Source organism: Prevotellamassilia timonensis (genome assembly GCF_900106785.1).
GTDB classification, from domain to species: Bacteria; Bacteroidota; Bacteroidia; order Bacteroidales; family Bacteroidaceae; genus Alloprevotella; species Alloprevotella timonensis.
Genome location: NZ_LT629843.1, coordinates 302,672 through 327,044, shown reverse-complemented (window position 1 = coordinate 327,044; position 24,373 = coordinate 302,672). Strand labels below are relative to the sequence as shown.

Below are 24,373 nucleotides of genomic sequence, written 5' to 3'. Positions count from 1 at the left end.
TTACCCGTCAACTCATCAACTCATTCCCCAGTTTACTTCACCACTTGCTTGCGCACGGTGGTAGAACCGTCAAGTCCGGTAGTCTTGATAATGTAGAGTCCCGGCTGCGTCACGTTGTTCACACGCTGTCCGCCCACGGTATAGATGCCGTTTGGCAGGTTGGTGTGCGAAGTCACGTTACCGTCAATGCCAGTGGCCGTGCCATCGATGTGCAGCACATAAGGCACTCCGGTAGTGCCGAGCATGTCGGCCGCAAAGGTCGTCGTGTTGCTGATAGGCATCATTTCGCCCGAAAGTGCGTCGTAGGCAGCAAAGTTAATGGTTTCGTTGCCCAAGCCGTACACAGCGAGGAAAATCATGCCGTCGGCCTCGATGTTGGCAATGCCTCGGCATTCGCCCTCGCTCAGAGCCACCACCTGGCTGCCCTCGCTCAGTGTGGCGCCACTCAGTGTGGCCACAATGGGCATCATGTTGGGGTAGCGGTGTCGGTTAAGCTCGTAGGGCGCAGCCTTAGCCTGCAGGCGGTGCTGACCATAGAGCGCTTGCGCGTTGGCCACCGACGATACGGCATTGTAAGCAAAGCTCTTGTCAGAGCCCGACTTGTACAGATAGCCGCGTCCGGGCTGCATGAGCTGCAGTGAACCAGTCCATTCGCCGTCGGCAGTGTAAGTGGCAAATCCGCCATCGAGCGTTTCGATGCAGTCGTCGGTGTCAGGTTCGAGCAAGGCAAGCGCATCGTTGAGCGACAGCGCCGTGCCGAGCGGATAGCCGAGCCAGTTCCAGCCGCGCACCAGTTCAATTTGTGTGGCGGTGGGGTTATACTGTTCGCCGGCGAAAGCCTTCTCGGCCGTGGCCGGAGCGAGCAGTTTCATTGTTTCGGCAGCATTGATGCTAAGCAGGTTGCCCACCAGTCCGAGGTCGGGGTCGGCAATGGCCTCCCGCTCCTGCGTCACGATGCGCGTAGCCACACCGTTCAGTTCGGTAGTGGCAAGCGGCGATGCCAAGTCATGCGAGTTCCAGTTCCAGCCCTCGGCCAGCAGCAGTTTCACGTTGCTCTGTCGAATGGTGTAGTCAAAAGTCTGCACATCGCTCTCGTCGGCATTGATGCCCATGGCCATAGCCTTGATGGTGACAGCATCGTTGATAACGATGGGTCGCTCATACTTGATGCGTGTGGCAGCGTCGCAGGGACATGAGCCATCGGTGGTGTAGTAGATGGTAGCCCCCTCGCTCTCGGTAGTGAGTGCGATGGTCTGTCCGCGATATACCGCCGTGCCGCTCAGTCGTGAGGCACGTGGCGCCTTTACTGCGTTGAGCAGTGCGGGATCCACCACATTAACCATGGTAGTAGCCTCGAGCCCGGCGTCGGGCATGGCATACTTGATGGCTGTGGCACCCGGCAGTTGTGCGTTGATGGTAAAGGTAGCGTGTCCGTCGGCATCGAGTGTAAGTTCGGTGGCGTCGGTAGCCGCAATGAGGTCAGAAGCCGAGCCAAGCGTGATAGTCTTGCCAGCGGCAGCCTCGGCAGGCTGTGCTGCCACACTTACGGTGAGTTGTGCGTTGTAGGCAATGTTCACCACATTGTCCACCACAATTTCGCGCACCTTCTTCTCCACGTCGAGTTGCTGTTCAAAGTTGTCGGTCATGCCAATGCCGGCATAGCTCTGCACGTTGCGCGACACGATGATGCGAGCCTCGTCGTAGTAGCCCAGTCGGTCGGTGGCCAGTCGCAGGCGCGATGCGTACTGCTGTTCGCTGCCCTCAATGGCCGCTTCGGCGTTGAGCAACTCAATTTGTGCGTCGGTAATGAGCACCTCGGTGTCGGCCGACTTACACTTGATGTAGATGTTGTCGGCATTGAGCGTGGCGGGGTCCATATATTTAGAGAACTGCAGTTCCACGCCGTCCTCGTAGGCGCGTGCGCTCACCACCTCGGGTTGTGAGTTTTGCACCATGCCAATGTTCACGTCCATTTGTGGCGGTGGCACTGGCAGCCATTCCGACTGTGCGGGCTGGTAGCCCTCCTTTTCAAATCGCACTTGCCACAAGCCTTGTGGCACGTCCCACTGGTACATACCGTTTTCGTCGGTAAAGAGCGGGTTCTGCTGTGCATATTCCTCAGCGTTCCACAGCACAACGTTCTCGTGCAAGTCGCCGTACATGTCCTCCACCGTCTCCTTGTAGTAGCAGGTGGCAGTTACGCCTTGCAAGCGGTTAGACGACACACCCTCGTAGACGTAGCCTGAGGGGTCGACAATCGGGTTGACACCTGAGTGAGTGGGGTCTTTGCGCTTGTGTTCCTCGCCGTACTTGCCGCCGCACTTGAGTTTCTTGATGGCAATCTTGTATTGCTTCCAAAGCGTGTTGAACTTCTGTTCAATGCTGAAGTACTTAGAGCATTCGGCATAGCCGTTGAGTATGCCAGAGGTGAACCACAGGCCGAGTTCGAGCGGCGGGTACTCCCAGCTTACGAGTGAGGCAATGTCAACTCCGATGGCACCCGCTTCGGCACCGAGAATACGCTTGTAGTTGTTGATGAGGTCGCAGCCGTCGGCAAAGATGTTGTCGCGCAGCGCGATAGCAGCCTCTTCGTTACCCTTGCAAGGTATACGCTTGATGATAGCGTCAAGCAGACCAATCCAGTCGTTTATATCTTGACTGGCCGCATCGAGGTCGTCGTAATAGGTGAGCAGTTCGAGGAACACGCCGAAGCCGCCAATCAGCTTGCCGCCAACCTTGGCATACTTGCCAAGCTTGCTGCCGCCCTTAACGGGAGACTTAGGCAGTTTGTCGAGTGGCTTCTTAACAAGGTTGTAAGTCTTTTGTGCCACTTTCTGCATGCTCTTGAAATCACCGATCTGCTTTTCAAGCTTCTTGGCGTACTGGGCCAGCTTTCGCATCTCGGCTTTGTATAGTTTGACCGTTTCAATGTTGGCTTCGCGCTTTGCGGTGAGCTGTGCTATGAGTTCGGTGTTGTCAGCATTTTGCGCAATTTGATAGTTGATGTTAACGTTCTCGTTGATCAGATCCTTTATGAGCTTTTTTCTGAATGCAATCGCTTGGTGAGTGTTAACAAGTTCCTGTTGGCGTGCAGCGATTTTGCCAGTCACTCTGGCCTTTGCCTTGTCGAGTGCGCTGACAATTTTGGCGTAAGCCGCTTTCAGTCCTTTTTCGTATACGCAGCACAGGGCATCCTTGATGTCGAGCGTCAGTTGTGCGTTGGCGCGCCATTTTGGCAGTGCATCGTCGGCGTTGGTGCCAGTACCTAAAGCCACCAGTCTGTTGGTGAAGGTAATCATCGTGTTGATGCAGTCGGTCCAGTCGTTCACGCCCTCGATAAACTCGTCAAGCTTTCGGCTCTTGGTGGCAGCGACAGTGTCTGTTACCTCAATTTTGTAAAGCTTAGAGTTGGCTGGGTCAATGAAGGTGGCACCTCTGTCGGCCAGCAAATAATATATTTTGGTGCTGTCGCTCATCTGAAGTGCAGTGTAATGCTGTGCAATGAGCTGCGCCTCGTCCACAGTGGCGAGTGTTTGAGAGGTAATGGTGTATTGCTTGCCATTATTCTCAAACGAAGCGTTGATGTCGCCCTGGGGCACTTGTGCCTTGATGATGTCGGGGTTGAAGCCAAAGTCGTAGAGCAGCGAGTCGGCCCCGGTGGTTTGCATATAGGCCCCCCAATCGGCATATTCGGCATCAAAAGCCGCGGCACGGCTGTCAATTTCGTCGAAGAAAGTATCCGACGGTTCCACGGGCTCGGCATCACCCACCACCTTGCTTACCGCGGCACTGAGTTGCTCCTCGTCCACCTCATCACTTTCGAGCAACGCCTCGAGGTCGCTGCAAGCCTGTTCTTCAGCCGTGGTTTCGGGGTTGAGCAGTTCGTTTTTGAGCTGCGTTACCTGCTCCTTGGTGTCGTTGAAGTCGGCCTCGACAAAGGCTGTGGCATCTTGAATGAAAGTGCGCGAGCCAACGATGGGGCTGAAGAAGTTGTAGTCGACACTGATGTTGGAGGGCAGTGCGCTGGTGTCGAAGTTGTGCGAGCCAACCCATTTGCCCTGCTGTGCGCTGTAACGGCACGGCACTTCAACCACCTTGCCATTGTTGGTAAACACGTTGACAACCACGTCGCTGATGCCAGTAGAGTCGGGCTGGGTGAAGGCCACTACAAAGGTGAAGAGCGCATCGCCTGCAAACGAGTAAGAGCTGGCGTCGGTGGTGTTGTTGGCAAAGTTCCAGGTGATGGTGTTGTTCTGACCAAGCGTGTAGAACGACATGGCCACCGACTTAACCTCGGTGTATTGCTCGTCGTAGGTGCAAGTTTTGGTCTCGGTAGCCATTTCCATGCCGTTGCTGGTAACAATCTTGGCACTGATGTTGTGGTCGGTAAGGTTGTAGGCCGATGCTATGAGGCAGTTGGCCGACCAATAGCCGTTGGCCAGAGCCTTGGTGCTGCCTATGAGTTCGGTGCCATCGTAAATTGACACCTCGGCGCGCGACTGTGCCACACCGCTCACTACAATCTCGCGGGTGCGGGTGCGCTCGGGCACACGTATCGACACGTCCTGCACGGCATACTGTGCCGAACCGATGGGCTGCACCATGTCCTTGCCCTTGAGGCGGAAAGCCACTGAGGCGTTGGGGGCGAAGGTGCCGCTCTGGGTGGGAATGACGCAGAAGCGCACGCGGTCGGTTATGTGACTGTTGTCGAGCGGCACGGTGATGGTGCGGCCGTTGAGCTGGTAGTACGACACTGTGGAGCCAATCATGAGCGAACCGTCCACCATGTTGGTGCCCTCGGGCAGCTCAAACTGCAACTTGACACCCGACACATTGTCGCGGTAGACACTCTTAAAGTCCACTTTGGCTGTGAGGGTGAGGTAGTTGCCAGCCACGATGCTGCTCTTGTTGGCAGTGAACGAGGTGTTGGCGCCGGTGTAGTAGAACTTGCTCTCGTCGAAGTAGGGCACCACGGCGTTTTTGGCCGGTGTGATGAGGCCGCTGCGCACTGTGACGCGGTTGGCCACATAGTCGGTGCCGTTGATGAGGCCCGCCTGGTCGAACTGGCTGAGGTTGTACACAGAGTTGAAGAAGTCGCTCTGTCCCATGGTGACGAGGGTGTATTCTCCGTCCTTGAGTCCGCTGATGGTGAGGTCGGCGGCGGGGTAGGTGTAACGGTTGAGCAAGTTGCCCTGTGCGTCGTAAAGAATGGCCAGCACGGTGGGGTTCTCGGTGGTGGTGTACACGGCGCGTATGCCGCCCAGCTGGGTGATGGGCACCTCGACGGTGAGTGCAAGGTCGGCCGTGATGCGTCCGCCTGTGGTGACAGGCATAAAGGCATCGGTCTTGCTGCTGGCCGTGATGGTGAGCGAGTCGCCCTCGTTGACGTCCTCGAGCAGCACGATGTCGGGGTACTGCACGTTGAAGTGGGTGATGGCGCGCTGTGCGGTTTGGTTGTAGATGGTGTAACTTACGTTCTGGTAGTCGTCGTAATAGTCCTTCACCTCAGGCTGCACGCCCTGTGCCACGCTGTTGGTGTAAGCGTAGCGTGTGGTGATGCGCGCGCCCTGAATGGGCTTGAGCAGCACGTCGGGCAGTTGTGCCGCGGCCACGGCCTGCAGACTGTCGGGCAGGGTGTCGGTGCGGCTCACGTAGTCGGTAAGGGCGTAGGTGAGCACCGATGGTGCGCCGTTGCCGCTGAGGGTGTACTGTCCGCGTTGGTCGGTGCGGGCGGTCACGGCCTTGGTGTAGCGGCTGTTAAGCGTCTGGCTCATGGTGACGGTCACACCGCTCACGCCCTGCTGGGTGGTGCGGTCGATGACGCGGCCCGTGAGGGTGAGTGCCGGCAGCGGCTGGAGCGCAATGTGCAGGGCGTTGTCGGCCTCGACCACCTGGTAGAGGGTGTCGGCGGGCAGCGCATACTGCATGGCCACGCTCTGCGGCACGCTCACGGCACACATGACGGCGGTGCCGGCCACCTGGTTGGTGAGCTCGTTGCCCTGTGCCAGGTAGTTGCCGCTGGCGTCGAGCCAGTTGACGGTGGACTGCGCGGTGATGTCGGTGGTGCCGGCCGTGATGGTGGCCGCCACGGTGCGCAGCTGCTTCATGCGGTCGAGGTTGAACGAGATGCTTTGGCTCTCGAGTTCAATCTTTACGGTGTCGGTGCGCGCCAGTTCGGTGCCCTGCTGGTTGCGGAGCACGGCCACATAGCGTGTGTCGCGCATGAGGGTGTTGAAGGTGTAGTTGAGTCGGTCGGTCACCACGTAGCGGTAGCGCTGTCCCGTCTTGACATTGATAAGCTCGAGGGGCATGTTTTTGTAACGGCCATCGGCGCATGCCTCGGGCAGATTGACCTCAAGACTTGCCACATTGTGCTGCACGGGCATGATGATGATGGTGCCGTTGCTGACGTAGTCCTTCCAGCCCTCGGCCTGTTCGTATATCTCGACCGAGGCTTTGGGCACGAACACGATGAGGCCCTTGTTCACGCCGTCGAACACGTAGCTGTCGAGTGTGGGGGGCGTGGTGGCGAGGCAGGTGAGTTCGGCCAGTGCGGTGGCGCCATTGAATGCGCTGTAGCCAATGCGTGTGATGCACGATGGCAGCATGATGCGCGTGAGGTGGTCGTTGCCATACCAGCATGAACCAGGCACGGTGGTGATGCCGTAGGTGCGGCTGAGGTCGACCACGGCGCAGGTGCTGAAGTTGTTGGCTATCTGGAAGTCGTTGTTGTTGACGTTGCCGGCCACGATGATTTTGCTCAAGGCCGAGGTGTTGCCACCTGTCACATCGTTGATGGCCTGGCTTGCGTTGCCCGGCGTAAAGTCGTCGATGATGGCTATGCCCTCGTCAGCGTCGTAGGCGTTGCGGCCCGGATTTTTGGGGCTTGAGGGGTTGTAGCGGTAGTGGCCGTAGAGCTGCACGGGTGCCGCGGGCATGGTGTAGTAAAGGTTGCGCGCGGTGGACAGGGTGTCGCCTGTCGCGTTGGTCCAGCACACAAACTCGAAGTTGGTGTTGGCGTAGGCGGTGAGGCTCACCTGGGCGCCAGCCAGGTAGTTGCGTCCGCCACCACTGAATGAGCCTGCCCCAGCGGGTTTGGTGCTGGTGCTGAGCAGGTAGGTGGGTGCCTCGCCCTCGGGAAATGCGGGGAGCGAGGGGCTGCCGGGCTGGTATTTGAACACGGCGGTGATAACTACATTGTGTGCGGGCATGGTGTAGTAGAAACTGGTTGAGGTGGAGAGGGTTTTGCCCTCGCCGTCAACCCAGTACTGGAACTTCATGCCGTTGTTTTGGCTGGCGCTCAGATAGACGCTCTGGCCGGCGGTGTACTTGTTGCCGCCCGTGGTGTTGAGCCCCGATGTGGCGGGCGAGCTGACCACGCGCAGTGTGTAGTAGTGCGTGGTGTCGCTGTCCGTGGTGGGGAAGTTTGGCAGTGGCGGATTGCTTGGGTCGTACCCTTCGGTCTGCGCCAGGGCAGTGAGGGTGCTGAGCCATGCCATTATGATGAATAATAATCTGTTCATATATTTATTGTTTTTGGTTGACGGGTTTACGGGTTAACGGGTTGACAGGTAGGTTTGTCTGCCTGCTTGTCCGTTAGTTCGTAAACTAATTGAAGCTTTGGATTTAGGTTCGCACGGTCTGTTAGGCACTGCGAAGAAACGCTACCTCTAATGGGGGCGACGCGTCCCGCGTCGGGATAGAGATAGAGATAGGGGTCAGACACGAACGCTACTGCTGCTAATAATAGTTGCATGTTTTCCCGACGCGAGACGCGTCGCCCCCATTAGAGGTAGCGTTCGGTGCCTTTGGCCGCACCCGTCTAAACCCGAAACTTGAGTAAACTAACTTACCCGTCAACTTGTAAACTCGTCAACTTGTAAACCAATTATCCTACTTGATAACCTTCTTTCCACCCTTGATGTAGAGGCCCGGTGCCGTGGGGGTGTTCACCTTGCGTCCGTCGAGGGTGTAAGTGTCGTCGTTGCGGTCAGCCTCGTTGGTAGTGGCGGCATTGATGCCCGTGGCCACAGCGTCGAAGTGGAGCACAAAGCGGTCGGTGCTGTCGCCGGCCTTGGCTGTGAAGCTGTAGCCTGCGGTGCCGTTGAGCTGCAGCTTGGTGCCAGTGAGGCGGTCCTCAAGTGTGATTTGGCCGTCGGGCTGATTGCTGAGGCCGATGGTGTAAGTGCCATCGGTGCCGAAGTGCAGACCGAGCAGGGCCTGGCCATTGTTGAGCGGACGCTCGTTGATGGCGTAGCGTGTGGCGCCGTTGATGGTGAAGATTTGCGACACGGCAGGTTCGGTGCCGGTAAACTTGGCGGCATCGCGGCTGAGGTCGTACTGCATGGTGGCAGCCTCGTTGATGACTACGCGGGTGCGGTCGGCCTGCTGTCCGTCCTTGGCCAGTGTGATGTTGAACACGGTGCGCTGTGCGGCGGTGTGGGTGTTGCTGTCGTAGGCAGCCCTGATGCGCTGCGGTGCGCTGGCCGGCTCTTCCTCTACAAGTGTGCGGGCGTAGCGGTCGGTCTGGCGTCCGTCCTTGAGGAAGGTGATGTTCTCCTGGTCGACGGGGCGCTGCACGAAGAAGGCCTCGGCGGGTGCGAGAATGTAGCTGTCGTCTACCGGACTGTAAGCCTCGTAGTTCTGGTTGTTGCTGTTCCACACCATGAAGGGCGCCCCGAAGTCGAGGAAGCGGGTGTCGAAGTAGCTTGGGTAGGGATTGCCAATGAGGTTCCAGCTGCGGTTGTGCTCAAACTCTGCGAGGTGCTCCTCAAGTGCCACGGTGCGGTTGTCGGCATTGAATATTTGCTGACGGTTGACGGTGGTGGTGAGGGGGCGCACGGTGAATTGGGCGGCGTAGTAGTTGCCGTTTTTGTCGTCAGGCTTGTAGCACTGCATGATGTAGCCCTTGCCAGCTTGCAGCACATCGTCGGCTGAGAGGTTCTGCCATACGGCAGCGGTGTTGCCTGCTGCGCGCTCGGCACCCGAGTGGCCGCGTATTACCCATGAGGTGGTGCTGTCGACGGGTACAATGTCGCTCACCTTGACATCGAAGGGGAATGACACGAACTGCCAGCGGTTGGTGGCGTTCCAAAGGTTGATGGTGACGTTTTCGGCACGCATCTCGCCCTTGACAATGAGGCTGGTTGGGCGGAGGTATCTATAATTGTCATTGTAGTAATACCCATCTCCCCCCTCGTAAGCGTACTTGGTATACGGCGAGAGCACCATGCTGAAGTCGTTGACAGCGAGTTTGCTGCGTCCGCTGATGGTGAGGTTGCCGTGCTGGTAGTCGGTGTTGTCGTGCGAGTCGGTAATCTCGTTATTGGTGACGGTAAGTTCGATGTCGGGACGGTAGTCGGGGTCGAGCTCGTCGCGCAGGGTGAAGTAGAAGTCCTTGTTAACCTTGACGTACTGCGGCATGAAGTCGGAGGTGCGGAAGGTGTAGAACTGGTTCCAGCCTGTGGCCAACTGATACTCGGAAAGGCTCCATACGGGCACGTAGAGTGCGGCCTTGGTGAGGTCTGTGCCAGTCAGGGGACAACCGCCGTCGGTGTTGGGGGGCATGACAGAGCGTGCCTCGATGGTGACGAGGCTGTCGCAGTCGTCGAAAGCAGACTGAGAGCAATATTCCAACGAACTGGGAAGTACGATTTCTGTGGCCTTGTTGTTAGCTAATGCATACACTTCAATGCGTGTCAGTCCCTCGTTAAGGTTTATTTGACTCAGATTACGGCAGCCAGCAAATGCGCCGTTATATATATTGCGTAGGGTAGAGGGGCAGTTGAGGGTGTCGATGGCTGTGTTTTGGAAAGCATAAGCCCAAATGTCGATAAGTTCCTCGTTGAGTGTCACTTTGCTCAGATTTGTATTTTCTGCAAAGGCTCTTCCGCCAATCCATGTGGTTGATTTGGGAAGTGTTATTTCGCGGAGGTCGCAGCTTCTGAAAGAATAATCGCCAAAGCCTGTTATGCTGTCGTGCAGTTCGACACTTTGCAGAGATTTACAACCGTCGAAAGCATACCACGGAATCTCTTTAAGTTTGGTGGGTATCTTGACTGTACGCAAACTGCGGCATTCTGCAAATGCGTAGCGGCCTAATGATGTAAGACTGTCTGGCAGATGCACTTCTTGCAGTTGCTTTATTTGACGAAAAGCAGCTTCCTCGATGGTCTCGACATTGTCGGGGATATTGACTGATGTCAGTGAGGTCCTTTGGAAGGCATAGCTGCCAATCTTTTTGAGAGTGGGCGGCAGCACCACTTTGTCGATGGCCCCACGCTCGTTGAATGCATAGCTTGGTATTTCGTCAATCAGGGCTTTTGACAGGTCGAGCTCGGTGAGGTTGGTCATTTGCCCAATCTTGCTCCAGTCGTCAGCGTTGAGCTCGCCCTCAATGATGAGTTTGTTCACCTCTTGCAGATAGCCGGCCTCTTCTACTACTACATGGCCAAGGTCGCCAGCGGCAATTTTGCCTGTGCTGACAGTGATGCCTTCGTCGCCACCGATGAGCACGTTGTAGTCGGTGTTCCATGCACTGACAAGGCGGTAGGCGTGGAAGCTCTCGCGGGGGATAACTATTCTGAGGTGACGGTATGCTGTGTAACCGTCTTCATAGTAACTGTCAACACCTAATGACCCCAATGTGGGCGGCACCTCGGCATTGACCTTGATGCGCTGCAGTTGTGGGCAGTCGTTCACAATGTAATCGCCCATGCGCTCCACATTGGCGGGGATTTCGAGGTCGGTAATGGCGCGGTAATCAGACAATCCCCCGTCGTTGATGTGGCGTAAGGTGCGGGGCAGGGTGAGTGTGCGCACTTTGTTTTGGTTGTAACGGTTGTCGTAGAGGGCCACGACGGCATAGGTAACGCCGTTGTAGCGCACAGTGGAGGGTATGACGAGGTTGGTTACATCGGCATCTTCGGTTTGCAGGCCGGTGCAGGCTGCCACCTTGTGCTCTTGGTCGAGGTAGTAACCCATGTTGTCGATGGTGTAGCGTTGGCTGGTGTTGAACGCCCAGTCGTCGATTTTTTGGTTGCTCGACACTTGTACGGCAATGCTCGTTTCGAGCGCGTTGAATGCAGCCAGGTAGTCGGCACTTGTTGAGGTGTTGACATCGATGGCGCGGCCAAGGGCTACGGCTTCGGATATGTCGACATAGGCGCCTTCGTTGAGGATAGAGTCGGCTACAACGATGTCTTTTTGAATGAGCGGATAGTACGATACGGCTTTGCGCACATCGTTCAGTGTGGCGGCCATGGTGTTGTAGAGTGCCTCGTCGTCGGGGGCAGCGTTATAGTTGTCGAGCGCTGTTTGCAGCTCTTGTTTGAGGCCAGGGAAGTCTGCAAGGGCACCAAGGTAGGCTGTGGCGTTGGACTGGGCATCGTCGGTGGCTATGTCGCTGATGGCGGCGTAACAATAGGCTTCGTCTTCAAGATCGTATTGATTTCCGTAACGTGTGTTGTATGATGCTTTTAGCACATGGCGACCTGCGGGCAAGTCTATTTGATAGAGTTCTCTCTCGGTTGAACTCCAGCGATCTCTACTGATGATGGTACTGTCATTCAGTGTGACTTGGAATGTGCCGTATGCATTGTAGTTATTGCAGGCATAGTTGAAGGTGAGCTTGGTGGGGCGGCTGCAGATGATCTCCCACGACTGTTGGGTGGTGGTGCCGGCTTCTTTATTAGTAGAAAGCCAACTATTGTGCTTCAACAGTTGCTCATACGGAATGGTATCGGGCAGTACCTCTTCGGTGTCGCCCGCCCCGCCATTGTCGATGGAGTCGGTGGGTGCGGTGGTGCCTTGGTCGGGCAGCACGGGGCTGACTACTTCGGAACTGTCAGCAACGGCGAGGCGCGGTGCACGGCTGGCCATGACCTGCACGGGGCAGAACATGAGGCCGAACAGGGCGAGGGCGCCCACGTGGCGGGCGCAGGCTGCGAAATAACTGCTTGAGGCTATGCCCACGGCGGGCGTGCCTTTACTTAACGGTAACACTTGCGTAGCCTTGTGACTACACATCTTGGCGTTTGTTTTTCCCATAGTAGTGTGTGTTAGTGTTAGGAAAGTTATGTTTGTTGTTCTCTCTATAATTATTATCTCTATCGGGCACTTAACTGGTGTGTATGTGCCACATATTGTCAAGCACAAATTTACGGGAAATAAACAAACGTTTCAATAGCTTAAAGGCGTAGTGTGCGTAAGTGGTCGATTTTCGGGTTTAAGTGGCGCGTTTATGGGTATGAGTGGCAAAGTTTTTTTGATTGTAGCCATACGACACGGGCAGACATGTACCCGTCTGGTTGTCAGCCTGTTGGTGCATGTCTGCCCGTTGTCATTATTATTGATGATGTGTGTGGGTGGGGTTGGTGCTTGAAGAAACGCGATCACTAATGGGGGCGACGCGTCTCGCGTCGGGAAAGCAGGCCTCAATTATTAGCAGTAGAAGCGTTTGTATTTAACTTTTGTTTCTATCCCGACGCGAGACGCGTCACCCCCATTAGAGGTAGCGTTTGTTGGTAGGGAGGCGGGGTTGGTGCTTGAAGAAACGCGATCACTAATGGGGGCGACGCGTCTCGCGTCGGTAAAACAGGCCTCAATTATTAGCAGTAGTAGCGTTTGCATTTAACTTTTGTTTCTATCCCGACGCGAGACGCGTCGCCCCCATTAGAGGTAGCGTTTATAGTCAGATTGACAGGTTAAAATACTATGTTAATTCCAATCGTGCAGTTGTTCGATGTACTCGTACAAGTCAATTTCATTCTTCTCATATTGATCTGATGTTTCGATTGGAGATTGCACCCGAACGGGTATAAAATAGGCGTGCGGTGTGTGAATTATACCCTATCGGGTGTAAAATAGCATTTGGCGGCATGGGGCTTGTGTGCCTCATGCCGCCAATGACGGGGGAGAGAGTGTGGGGGGGATTAGCGCACGTCGTAGCCCAGCTTGCTGAGTACCTCGTTGCTGATGTCGATGCTTGGTGAGGCAAATATGATGCCGTTGTCGGACGCGCGGTCGAGAATGAGCTGGAAGCCCTTGGTGGTGGCTATGCTCTTGACGGCGTTGTAAATTTCGTCCTGTATAGGCTCGATGAGGCTTTGGCGCTTTTTGTAAAGCTCGCCCTCGGGCCCGAAATATTTCTTTTTAAGGTCGGCCGCCTCTTTTTCCTTGTCGACGATGGCCTTTTCGCGCTCCTTCTTTTGTGCGTCGCTTAGGAAGACGCTCTCGTTTTGATAGTTCTTGTAGAGCGTTTGTGCCTTGTTGTTGAGTGCTTCGACCTCTGCTTGCCACGACTTGGAGGTTTGGTTGAGTTGCTCGTTGGCACGCTCGTAGGCAGGTATGTTGCTGAGAATGTACTCCATGTCGACGAGGGCGAACTTTTGTGCGCTGGCACTGAATGAGGTGCACAGGGCGATGAGCAATAATAAAGCTAACTTTTTCATGAGCGTAAAAGTGTGTTGTTAGAATTCCTGGCCAATGATGAAGTGGAACTGTGAACCGCCTGCGCGCTTGCCCGAGTATCCGCTGATGTACTTTTGGAAACCATAGGCCCAGTCGATACCCATGAGGCCCACCATGGGGAGCAGTATGCGCACACCTACACCGGCAGAGCGCTTCATGTTGAGGGGGTTGAACTTTTTGACGTCGGTCCAGGCATTACCTCCCTCGATAAATGCGAGTGCAAAGATAGAGGTTGAGGTTTCGAGCATCAAGGGGTAGCGCAGTTCGAGTGTCATGCGGCTGTAGGCGTAGGCGTCGCCGTAGTAGGAGTTGTTGCCCGAGAGCGAGCCGTTTTCGTAACCGCGCAGTCCGATGGTCTCGGTGGCGTAGCCTGTAGAATAGCCCGACATGCCGTCGCCGCCCACGTAGTAGGTTTCGAAAGGCGACTTTTTGTGGCGGTTGTAGGCACCGAGTATGCCCATTTCGAAGCGTGTCATGAGCACGGGTGCCTTGACGGCGCTTGAGAGTGCTGTGAAGTTGCGGAACTTGAGTTTCCACTTGTGGTATTCAATCCAGCGGTACTTCTCTTGCATCTCCTTTTGGTAGTTGGCGCTCTGTGGGTTGGTGGCCAGATTTTTGTAGTTGCGCCCGTCCCAGAGCGAGTAGGGTGGTGTGAGTGTGGCCTGTAGCAGGAACTCAGAGCCCTTGCGCGGGTAGAAGGGGTGGTCGGTAGAGTTGCGCTGCAATGAGAGCGAGAGGTTGATGTTGTTGCAGTTACCGTCGGTTATGAGGAAGTATTGCCACGACTTGAGCATGTAGCGTGTGTACGACAGTTCGGCCATGAAGGTGAAGTAGTCGTCGGGCCAGCGCAGACGTTTGCCGAAGCCAAGGCTGAGGTTAATCATCTTGACGTACTTGTCGGGGTCGTAGGCGTCGGTGTAGTAGTTGGAGCTTGTGCCGTAGCCGTAAGCGTAGTTGTAGAGGTTGTTGTAGTAGTTTTGGTTGATGTAGTTGGAGTTTACATCACTCTGCTTGCTGTATGATATGTTGAAAGAGAGCTGGTTGGGGCGTTTTCCGCCGAGCCATGGTTCGAGGAAACTGAGTCCGTAGTTTTGGTAGTAAGTACCGTTGGTTTGCACTTGCAGCGAGAGCGTCTGTCCGTCGCCCTGCGGTATGAAGCCGGCGCGTTTGTAGCCCTTGCGGAAGAGGTTCTGCACTGAGAAGTTGGTGAACTTCAGTCCTACGCGTCCCACGATACCGGTCTGTCCCCAGCCTGCCGAGAGTTCGATTTGGTCGCCGCCCTTTGAGGTGAGTGGGTAGTTGAGGTCGACGGTGCCGCTCACGGGGTCGGGCTTGATGCCGCTTTGGCCAAACTGTGACTGCAGCGCTTCGGGGTCGAACTGGTTCATTTGTGCGAGGTCCTGAATAGAGCGCTTGATGCTCTCCATTGAGAAGAGGTCGCCCGGTTTTGTGCGCAGTTCGCGTCGTATGACGTTTTCGTACACACGTGTGTTGCCGGCGATGCGCACATGGTTGAATGTGGCCTGCTGGCCCTCGCGAATGCGCATTTCGAGGTCGATGGAGTCGCCCACGACGTTTACCTCGACGGGGTCGAGGCGGTAGAACACGTAGCCGTTGTTATAGTAGAGGTTGCCCACGGCGTCGTCGTCGCTCGTAAGGCGTTTCTCCATGAGTGTCTGGTTGTAGACATCGCCCTTGTTGAGCTGTAAGATGCGCTGCAGGAGGTCGGAGTTGTACACGGTGTTGCCCACCCACGAGATGTTGCGCACATAGTACTTGGTGCCCTCGTAGACGTTGAGGTGAATGTTGACGTGCTTTTGGTCGATGGTTTGCACGCTGTCGGCCGTGATGAGTGCGTCGCGGTAGCCCCATTCGTTGAGTTTTTCAATGAGCAGCCCCTTGTCCTCGTCATACTTTTCGGGCAGGAACTTCTTTGAGCGGAACATGTTGACAAAGCTCTTTTCGTGCGTCTTTTTCATGGCGCGCTTGAGTTTTGCCACGTGCTTGGGGTTGGCTCCGGTGATGAAGATTTTGTGCACCTTCACCTTTTCGTTCTTGTTGATGTCGATATCCACCAGCACGCGGTTGTCGCCCGTCACGTCCTCGCGTTGTGTGATGTGCACCTCGCAGTTTTTGAAGCCCTTCTCCACAAAGTGCTTCTTGATGTAGTGCTCGGCGCGGTTCACCATGTCGGTGGTGATTTGGTTGCCGGGCTGAAAGCCGATAATCTTTTCGCAGTCCTCGCGTTCCGACTTTTTGACGCCGGTGTATCGTATGCTCGATATGCGTGGTTGTGCGGTGAGTTTGATGTGCAGGTAAGCTTTGCCGTCGACAATGCTGTCGGCCACAATCTCAACGTTCGAAAAGATTTTTTGGTTCCAATAGCGTCGCACGGCCTCGCTGATGTCGGGCCCGGGAATTTCGTAGGTGTCGCCCACGTTGAGGCCCGATATGTTGAGCAGGTAGTCGTTGTCGTAGCCTTTCATCTCGTCCACGGTGAGGCCTCCCAGCACATAGCGAGGGTGGTTGGCCGTGTAGGTGATGACGGGCTTGTTGTCGTTGTTGTCACCCTCTGCGGTCTGTGCTTGTGCGGCGGTGGCCAGCGGTGCGGCCATAGCCATCAAGATGAGCAGTTTGCGTGAGTTGTATTTCATTTATCGTTGTGTTGTTGCGTAAGGTGAGCGCGTGTGTGGCTCGTTGGGAGCTGTAAGCGCTGTATGTTGCGGTGGCGGCGGGCAGAGCAGGGCATGGTATCACGCCGGGTTGTGACACATCAAGCCTTGGTCACTTGTTCGCTTGTTTTTCCGTAGCGCCGTTCGCGGTGGTTAAACCATTCGATGGCCTTTACGAGGTCGGCCTTGTGAAAGTCGGGCCAGAAGGTTTGGCAGAAGTAGAGTTCGGTGTAGGCACACTGCCACAGCAGGTAGTTGCTCAGCCGCACCTCGCCGCCTGTGCGTATGAGCAGGTCGGGGTCGGGCATGAAGTTGGTGCTGAGGTGGTCTGTTATGGTTTGCTCGTTGATGTCGGCCGGTGTGAGTTTGCCCTCGGCCACTTCTGTAGCAATGCGCTGCACGGCATTGGTCATTTCCCATCGCGAGCTGTAGCTCAGGGCAATAACCATGGTCATGCCCGTATTGACAGATGTGCGCTGTTGCAGACCGAGTATCGACTCGCGCACCACCTCGGGCACGCGGCTGAGGTCGCCAATGATGCGCAGGCGCACGTTGTTGTTCATAAAGAGTTCCTCCTCGAGCGATGTCAGAATGAGCGACATCAGTGCAGCCACCTCGTTGGCCGGGCGGTTCCAGTTTTCGGTAGAGAAGGTGTAGAGCGTCAAGAACTTTACGCCCAGATTGGAGCAGGCCGTGGTAATTTCGCGCACGGCCACAACGCCTTGTTGGTGTCCCATGCTGCGGTCGAGACCGCGTGCTTTGGCCCAACGTCCGTTGCCGTCCATGATGATGGCTATGTGGGCAGGTATCTTTTGCATAAGTTTCTCTTTGTATAGGTTAGGGGGTGTGAGTGCCTCAGTCCCTGTTGCACGTGGGGCACTTTGGGTTGAGGTCGTAGGTGAGGGTGAGGGAGAGGGTTGAGTAAATGTCTTTGTTGCGGAACATTTCGCTCTTGATGCCCAGAGGCGCTTCGAGTCCGTCGAGTTTGTCGCTCAGGCTGAAGTGCACCAGCCAGTCGAGCCCCAGGTTGAGGCGTGGCCCCAGTTTGTATTTAAGTCCTGCGCCGAGTGGAATGTTGGCTGTAAAAGCCTTTCCTGCGGCGCCGTAAGTCAGTCCGAAGCCCATTTGCACATAGGGCACGATGCGTGAGTAGTGGCGGTAGTCGCGCTCATAGCCGTAGGGCAGGAAGTGCAGTTCGTAGAGTGCCGACAGGTCGTATATGGCACTGCTCACCTGGTAGTTGAGCCGTTCGGCCCCTGCAGCCCCGGTGTTGGCTGGATAAAAGGCTTTGAGCCCGGCGGTGCTGCCCTTTGCTTGTGCAAAGCTGAACTGCGTTTTGAGTGCCATGCGCGGATTGAAGGGGAAGCGTGCCACCGCGGCGGCAGCCATGCCTATGTTGTCCTTGACATCGGTAAAGTTGAAAGCGCCGCCAATGCCGGCTCCCAGTTCCAGACGGTACACGCTCTCGTCGGCCTGCACTTGTGCGCGGGCTTGGGTGGGGGATGCGAGTGCTGCCACACACAAACACACCAATGCGGCCAACACCGCAAGGTGCTGCCGCATGACGATGAATATGTGATTAGTTGTGGCCAAAACAAATATAGATGATGCAGATGTGCAGGTGATGCGCTCGCTATGCTCGCAGATGTGCAAATGTGCAGCCGTTGCGCTTGTTATTCCCACCCGAGGCGGTTGATGCGTCCTTTATACACCACACCGGTGCCACCGCAGATGAGCCAGATGTAATTGTTGGCATCGGTGGTAACGGCCAGCGAGGTGGCCCCCGTCAGCGTGGGGTGTGTCAGCACATCGGTGCGCCATGTGCGGCCGTTGTCGCGGCTCACATAGAACGGGGCAACTACCCCTTCGGCGCTGAGGCCGGCGAGCACCGTGTTGGTGTCGTAGCCAAAGAGTGTGTGCTGCTGCACAACGGGACAGGCATAAGCGCCCAACTCGCTGGTTTGGGGCAAGTTGTACCACGGCGTGAAGAAACCGCCCACCGAGTCGATGTCGTGTTTCCACACATTGGCCTTGCCACCTTCAATGCCCACCATGACGAGCATCTGGGCCGGTTTGTTAATGCGTGAGGCCACCGTGGCCGAAGCCACATTGTTGCCCGCAGGTAGCTGTGCGTCGGTGTCGATGGCAGACGGCGCCCAGTCCGTGCCATTGGCCGAGGCCCACATCTGTGCGTTAGAAATGGCATAAATGCTGTCGGCCGTGCAGCCCGCTATGGCGCTGAAAGTGTGGTGTGTGGTGGCCGTTTGCCAACCCTCGGCAGCGTTGGCCGAGTGCATGAGTGTGCCGTTGGCCAGCGCATAGAAGTGGCCGTCGAAGTGTGTCACGCTGCGCACATCAAAGCCCGTGGTGCTGATGTTGGCCGCGCTGCCGTCAAAGTCGGGGGCCATGACAGACGTCTGCACCACCTGCACCTTGCCGTCGGCGCGCTGGCCAAACACATAGAGCGTGTTGCCCGCAGTGAGCGCGCGGCTCTTGACAAACGAGGCCACATCGCTCAGCGGATTAGCTGCCACCTGCTGCCATGCCGTAGAGTCGGCCTCCTGGCGGTGCACGCGAATGTCGAAGGTGTAGGTGCGCTTGCGCTCACCATAAGTGTCGTACACCGAAACCTCGCGTTTTACGCTGAAGTCGGTGCTGTCGGTATAGGTGTAGAGCGTATCCTTGCCCGAGTAGAGGCTCTTGATGGCCAGTGTGCCCGTGCTGCTAATGCCGCTTGAGCTGGCAAACACCAGTTTGTCGGTGCGTGTGCCGGTAGGCAGAGAATCCTCGTTGAATATGCGGTTGTTCACCTGGTCGATGGTCAGGTTGTAGGCAGCCCCCGTCACCGTGTAGGTGTAGGTAGTGTCGCGGCCGGCTGCATTGATCATATGCACCTGGCGTTTGAGAGTACCCATTGTGGCCGAGGTTATGAGGCAGTCGCGTGCCGAGTCGCTCTCGGTCACTTCGCTCGACGTGTCGCAAGCCGTGGCCAGTGTGAGTCCGGCTGCCAGGGCGAGTATGAGGCTGAATATGCTGTTCTTCTTCATATATTATAATGTGGGGTAAGGCGGCTGCTTGCCAATACAATAATGTATACTTGCAGCGTAGTGCCTACTTTATCAAGTTGCAAAAATACGTACAAAATCTTACTTATCCGTCCTTTCGGTTATATTTATCTTGTTTTAACGCGAGGACAAACGTGTGTGACGCACTGTTGAACAACTCTTGTAAATAACGGGCCTGCGGCAAGTCAGAGGCGGCAGCCGTTGGTGTCAGCGTTTGGCCACCTTCACCCCGTTTACAATGTAAAGGCCCGGTGCGGCAGTCTCCCACGAGGCTATGCGGCGTCCGCTCATGTCGTAGATGGCTTTGGCCGGTTGGCGTACCACGGTAGCAGTCTGCCCGATGCCAGTTATTGAGGCGTCAAGATAGCCGAAAGTGATGCTGCCGTCGGGTTGTACCGCAATGTTGTAAATGGGTCGTTCAAGCAACTTGCTGCTGCCGTTGTACAGCGTGGCGGCAGGTGTGTCAGCGCTGGGGAACTGTGTCACCCCCTTGGTGCCGGGAAAGAGGTCGGCGCGGTAGCCGGCAAACAAAGCATTCATGTTCATGCTCTCGCTCGTGGTGTTGCCCTCCTTTATGCCGTCGGCCGGCACAAACTGCATGCGCTGGTGGTTCTTCTGGGTGTTGACGCGGTTTCCGTTCCATGCCTGGCGGTCGTAGTCAATGTGCGTGATGAGCATGCCAGTGCCCATGGTCTTGGTGTGCCAGGTGTTTGTGGTGCGGTTTTCAAACATATAGTACTCGTTAGCATACTCGGGGTTGCGCACCACGTAGGCGCGGGCACCGCCCTCGTTGCCTTGCGAGCCGTCGAGAGCCAGCAGGCGGCAGGCCTGTGCGCTGTCGGTGAGTTCCGTCACATGCAGCCAGCCCAGATAGCTGCGCTCGTGGGCAGTGTAGCCTATGGGGCGGTAGCCGTTCTGGTAATATTGGCCGTAGTCCATGATGTCCCAATAGCCCATGGTGTTGAAAGCCGAACTGTTCTGCGTGTTATAATAGTCGGGCAAACCCAGAGCGTGACCAAACTCATGAGCAAAAAGACCCACACCATCTATGGCGGCTCCCGTCACATCGTTCTCGTCCTTGCCATAAGTTTGCAGCAATTCGTTGCCCATAAAGTAGGAGCGCACTTGGTATTTGTTGTCGTTCACACTGAAACTGCTCTGCTGAAACTTGGCCCACAGGTAGTTGCTGTTGCCGTCCTCAAACGACGATTGCTGCCCCGGCCCCGCAAACATGAGCACAACCATTGGCACATCGGTGCTGCCTGGGGTGCAGTAAGAGCCAAAGTCCACCACTTTCGAAGCCTCGGCCAGCGCGTCAATCACAAATTGCCGGGCATTGGGGTCGGTGCTGCCGCCGTTGCCGTCCTTGCCGTAGTAGACATAGCCGCTGGGCAGTTTGACGTGGGCCACTACCTCAAAAGTAGGGGTAAACAAGCTGTCGCTCTGTGCCACAAAGTAGTCGCGCACCGAGCCGCGTGCAGCGGGTTCGTCGCGGTAGCCCGTTTCGTTAAAGAAGCGTGTCACCTTGGCAGTGGTAATGGTGTCCTGAAATGCGCGGTCGGCAAAGTCAACCATCACCACGGGCAGTGTGGGGCTGCCAATGCTCTGCACGGCGCCCAGTGCACTCTTGCCATATTCGCCCAACCCGTCGGGCGTGCTGGTGGTCAGGCTCTTGGCACTCATGCCCCCCTGACGCACCACGGGGGCCACGGGCAGTGCGGCGTTGAGCAGTGCCTCGGTCTGTGCCGTGCTCAAGCGTGGTTGTGCCGTGCTGCGGGCCGCGTAGCCGGCAAGGGTGGTGCCAATGGCGAGCTGTCCGTCAGCGTTCAGCGTGGCATAGTAGTAGTGTCCGTCGGTGCCGGGCAGCACGGCGGTGCCATCGAGGCTGTAAAGCGTGTAGCGCCCGTTGCCCACGGCATTGATGGTGACCACCTGTCCGTTGGGCTGTTGGTGGCTGATGGTGCGACGTACGGGAGTGGTGGCTTGCATGGCAGCTGTGGCACAAGTGGCAAGCGCAAGTGACAGTATGGTGTGTCGGAGTTTCATTTGTAGTATTATATATTATATAGGCGTATAACACCTGCTTGTTCGTTACGCTTTGGCGTAATTAGCAAACAGGTTGACAAGTTAACGGGTAAGTTGGTCCAGTTTTCTGAGCTTCTTGCCAGTCTTACTTTAGCATAATAAGTAATGTATGACATACTTACCTGTAAATCTGTCAACTTGTTACCACGTTAACCAAGAATGTTGCCAACGTGTTATTCGTTAGTTTTTTCAACAATGATAGTTGCTTCGCTGACACTTACCACGCGCACGGGTGTGCCAGGATTTATAAATTCGCCCGATGACTTCACCTCGACCTGTTTGCCGCCTATGGTGGCGTTGCCCACAAGGGCCAGTCGCGTGAGGGCTTTGCCGGTGTCGCCGGGCTTAACCGACAGCTGGTCGGTGGTGGCGTTGGTTGATGTGATGGCGGTGTGGAGGCTCATGCGGTCGAAGGTGCGCGAGTGGGCCACAATGTAGAGCATGATGCCCAACACGGCCAAACCGATGACTACGGCACCGCAGGCCCAACCAAAGCCGTAGTCGGTGTAGATGAGCACAACGTCGGCCAGGGCACAGATTATCGAACCGATGCCTGCCAGGCCGAACCCCGGGGTGATGAATATCTCTATCAACCCGAGTATGAGCGTAAAGGCTGCGAGTATGATGATAACAGTCATGGTGGGGGGAGGTTAAGGGGTTATAAGGTTATGAGGTTATGAGGGGAGGGGTTATGAGGTTATAAGGTTATGGGGTTATAAAGTTACCTTTGCTTGTGTTAGGGGGCTAAGGAGGTTATGAGGTTGGAGGTTATGGGGTTATAAGGTTATGGGGTTATAAAGTTACCTCTGCTTGTGTTAAGGACTATGGGGTTAGAGGCAATTGGCAAGTCTGTCATATATTTACTCATATACTCAAGTTTCGGATTTAACAAGGGCGGGCTGAAAGCCCAATGGAGCGCATAGCCCAGGGCAAGCGAAGCGACACCCTGGGGCTTCCGCATAGTAGAGTCTCCGCGCCCTGTAAGGGCAAAAGCTTTAACCCTTTATGTTGTTATTCTTACTTGATAGCTGATTTAGCGGTCTTTAAGTGGAACATCGTATGTATGTCTTGTCCAACATCTGCGCCATGTCTTAAAGCTTTTGCCCTTACAGGGCGCGACTGCTCCAACACGCGATACCCAGGGTGCCGCTTCGCTTGCCCTGGGCTATGGGCTCCATTGGGCTTTCAGCCCGCACTTGCTAAATCCGAAAGTTGAGTCATATATATCTGTCAATAATGCAGAGCAAACTTACCCGTTAACCTGTCAACCCGTTAACTTATCACCCCGTCAATTCAGCAATCAATAAGCCGCCCGGTACTTACCCTCGTCCTGGTCGTCCATCATCGACAGATACGACGCATAGCGCGATGGGGCCAGACGGTGTTCCTCGAGCGCCTGCAGCACAGCGCAGCCCGGCTCGTGGGTGTGGGTGCAGTTGTTGAAGCGGCAGTCGGCCGATATGGCAAATATGTCGCGAAAGTAGTGCGCCACCTCGTCGCGTTCGATGTTGAAAGTGCCAAAGCCCTTTACCCCCGGAATGTCGATGAGCGCACCCCCGTCGGGCAGTTCAAACAACTCGCTGTAAGTGGTGGTGTGCATGCCCGTGCCGTGGGCGTCAGATATTTGTGCCGTGCGCACATGGGCGTCGGGAATAAGCAGGTTGAGCAGTGTCGATTTGCCCACCCCCGAGTGGCCGGCCAGCAGCGTGGTGCGCCCTTGCAGCGCCTGGCGCAGCGGTTCAATGCCTTGGGCGTTGAGGGCCGACATGCGGTAGCACTCGTAGCCAATGTTGGTGTACAGCGCCTGCCAGTAGTCCATCACCTCGCGCTCGGCAGGGCTGAGGTCGTCCTCCTTGTTAAAGGCAATGCACACCGGCACGCGGTAAGCCTCGGCCGAGGCCAGAAAGCGGTCGATAAAGGTAGTGCTCGTTTCGGGGCGTGCAATGGTCACCACGAGCAGAGCCATGTCCACGTTGGCGGCCAGAATGTGGCTCTGTTTCGACAGGTTCGAAGCCTTGCGAATGATGTAGTTGCGTCGCTCGTCAATTTCGGTGATAAAGGCTGCCGCCTCCTCGCTGCCCTTGGCGGGTTGCTCCTTGATGGTCACCCCATCGCCCACGGCTACGGGGTTGGTAGAGCGTATGCCGCGCAGGCGGAAGTTGCCTTTCACCTTACACTCAACGGCACGCCCGTCGTCGGTGCGCACCAGGTACCAGCTGCCTGTGCTTTTGATTACTTTTCCGTGCATGAAGTGTGGGGGAATAAACAGTTAAGAGTTTAAGAGTCAAGAACACGGGCCTGGCTGGCAGTGCCTCTGTGCTGAACTCTTAAACTCTCAATTTATTTGTTAGTCACATCGCGGTGTGTTTGTAGTTACACCGTCATGATTTCCTTGTTCTTGGTGGCAAGAATTTCCTCGATGCTCTTCACCTTCTTGTCGTGTATCTTTTGCAGATTAGCCTCGGCGTCCTTCTCCACGTCTTCGGGCAGACCGTCCTTCAAGGCTTTCTTCAGTTTGTCGATGCCTTCGCGGCGTGCGTTGCGAATGGCCACTTTAGCCTCCTCGGCCTCCTTGGCACACTGCTTGGTGAGCTGCTTGCGTCGGTCCTCGGTGAGGGGAGGGATGCCCAGACGGATAACCTCGCCGTTGTTTTCGGGCATGATGCCGATGGTAGAGTCGATGATAGCCTTTTCAATAACGGGGAACATATTCTTCTCCCAAGGCTTGATGGCGATGGTGCGTGAGTCGGGGGTAGTGATGGCTGCCACATTGTTGATGGGCACCATAGAGCCGTATGAGTTGACGCGCAGGTCGTCAAGGATATGTACGTTGGCCTTGCCGGCACGGATTTGGGCGAGCGTGTCTTCGAGGTGCATCACGCTCATGTCCATTTTCTCCTCGCTGTCGCTGAGGCATTTCTTTACGTCGAGCATATTGTCAGTGTTTGTTGTGAATGTTACGTGTGTTGTGTGGCTGCTGTTGTGCAAACTGAGAGCAGAACCTCAGCTATTGTTTGGGTGTTATGCCGAGGTGCAGCCTATTTTCTGCAAAGATAGTGCAAACTGAGTGATATTGCAAAG

Annotated in this window: 11 protein-coding genes; all 11 read right to left on the bottom strand. The window is 55.9% G+C overall.

Annotation, left to right across the window (positions count from 1 at the left end; translation table 11 throughout):
• Nucleotides 1-32 precede the first annotated feature (32 nt).
• The 11 genes from BQ5453_RS05300 to frr all read right to left on the bottom strand — a co-directional run bounded on the left by BQ5453_RS05300 (nt 33) and on the right by frr (nt 24,226).
• The gene (locus BQ5453_RS05300; protein WP_143033302.1) at nt 33-7,523 is read right to left on the bottom strand and encodes an InlB B-repeat-containing protein; all 7,491 of its coding nucleotides are present in this window, start codon (nt 7,521-7,523) and stop codon (nt 33-35) included.
• A 370-nt stretch (nt 7,524-7,893) separates the two neighbouring features.
• The gene (locus BQ5453_RS05295; protein ID WP_071122411.1) at nt 7,894-12,048 is read right to left on the bottom strand and encodes a leucine-rich repeat domain-containing protein; all 4,155 of its coding nucleotides are present in this window, start codon (nt 12,046-12,048) and stop codon (nt 7,894-7,896) included.
• 884 nt (nt 12,049-12,932) lie between these two features.
• Complete coding sequence (locus tag BQ5453_RS05290) at nt 12,933-13,451, bottom strand: OmpH/Skp family outer membrane protein (RefSeq protein ID WP_071122410.1); 519 nt, start codon at nt 13,449-13,451, stop codon at nt 12,933-12,935.
• A gap of 18 nt (nt 13,452-13,469) precedes the next feature.
• On the bottom strand, nt 13,470-16,124 hold the full coding sequence (locus BQ5453_RS05285) for a BamA/OMP85 family outer membrane protein (protein ID WP_071122409.1): 2,655 nt from the start codon (nt 16,122-16,124) through the stop codon (nt 13,470-13,472).
• A 119-nt stretch (nt 16,125-16,243) separates the two neighbouring features.
• Nucleotides 16,244-16,960, bottom strand: a complete 717-nt coding sequence (locus BQ5453_RS05280) for an isoprenyl transferase (RefSeq protein ID WP_071122408.1) — start codon at nt 16,958-16,960, stop codon at nt 16,244-16,246.
• Between the two features lie 37 nt (nt 16,961-16,997).
• Nucleotides 16,998-17,825 (bottom strand): type IX secretion system protein PorG, encoded by an 828-nt coding sequence (gene porG, locus BQ5453_RS05275; RefSeq protein ID WP_235860036.1) that lies wholly within the window; start codon nt 17,823-17,825, stop codon nt 16,998-17,000.
• Nucleotides 17,816-19,189, bottom strand: a complete 1,374-nt coding sequence (locus BQ5453_RS05270; RefSeq protein WP_071122407.1) for a DUF6242 domain-containing protein — start codon at nt 19,187-19,189, stop codon at nt 17,816-17,818. Before BQ5453_RS05270 ends, porG begins: the two co-directional genes overlap by 10 nt.
• Nucleotides 19,190-19,414: 225 nt before the next feature.
• The gene (locus BQ5453_RS05265) at nt 19,415-21,253 is read right to left on the bottom strand and encodes a M6 family metalloprotease domain-containing protein (RefSeq protein ID WP_071122406.1); all 1,839 of its coding nucleotides are present in this window, start codon (nt 21,251-21,253) and stop codon (nt 19,415-19,417) included.
• Nucleotides 21,254-21,465: 212 nt separating this feature from the next.
• Complete coding sequence (locus tag BQ5453_RS05260) at nt 21,466-21,930, bottom strand: NfeD family protein (protein WP_022102854.1); 465 nt, start codon at nt 21,928-21,930, stop codon at nt 21,466-21,468.
• 662 nt (nt 21,931-22,592) lie between these two features.
• Nucleotides 22,593-23,540: a ribosome small subunit-dependent GTPase A gene (rsgA, locus tag BQ5453_RS05255; RefSeq protein ID WP_022102855.1), complete on the bottom strand. Its 948-nt coding sequence runs from the start codon at nt 23,538-23,540 to the stop codon at nt 22,593-22,595.
• 125 nt (nt 23,541-23,665) lie between these two features.
• The gene (frr, locus tag BQ5453_RS05250) at nt 23,666-24,226 is read right to left on the bottom strand and encodes a ribosome recycling factor (RefSeq protein WP_022102856.1); all 561 of its coding nucleotides are present in this window, start codon (nt 24,224-24,226) and stop codon (nt 23,666-23,668) included.
• Nucleotides 24,227-24,373: the final 147 nt, after the last annotated feature.

Coding starts and splice junctions, on each gene's coding strand:
- BQ5453_RS05295 (WP_071122411.1), bottom strand. CDS start 12,048: ATGGGAAAAACAAACGCCAAGATGTGTAGTCACAAGGCTACGCAAGTG.
- BQ5453_RS05270 (WP_071122407.1), bottom strand. CDS start 19,189: ATGAAGAAGAACAGCATATTCAGCCTCATACTCGCCCTGGCAGCCGGA.
- BQ5453_RS05260 (WP_022102854.1), bottom strand. CDS start 21,930: ATGACTGTTATCATCATACTCGCAGCCTTTACGCTCATACTCGGGTTG.
- BQ5453_RS05285 (WP_071122409.1), bottom strand. CDS start 16,124: ATGAAATACAACTCACGCAAACTGCTCATCTTGATGGCTATGGCCGCA.
- frr (WP_022102856.1), bottom strand. CDS start 24,226: ATGCTCGACGTAAAGAAATGCCTCAGCGACAGCGAGGAGAAAATGGAC.
- rsgA (WP_022102855.1), bottom strand. CDS start 23,540: ATGCACGGAAAAGTAATCAAAAGCACAGGCAGCTGGTACCTGGTGCGC.
- BQ5453_RS05265 (WP_071122406.1), bottom strand. CDS start 21,253: ATGAAACTCCGACACACCATACTGTCACTTGCGCTTGCCACTTGTGCC.
- BQ5453_RS05280 (WP_071122408.1), bottom strand. CDS start 16,960: ATGCAAAAGATACCTGCCCACATAGCCATCATCATGGACGGCAACGGA.
- BQ5453_RS05300 (WP_143033302.1), bottom strand. CDS start 7,523: ATGAACAGATTATTATTCATCATAATGGCATGGCTCAGCACCCTCACT.
- BQ5453_RS05290 (WP_071122410.1), bottom strand. CDS start 13,451: ATGAAAAAGTTAGCTTTATTATTGCTCATCGCCCTGTGCACCTCATTC.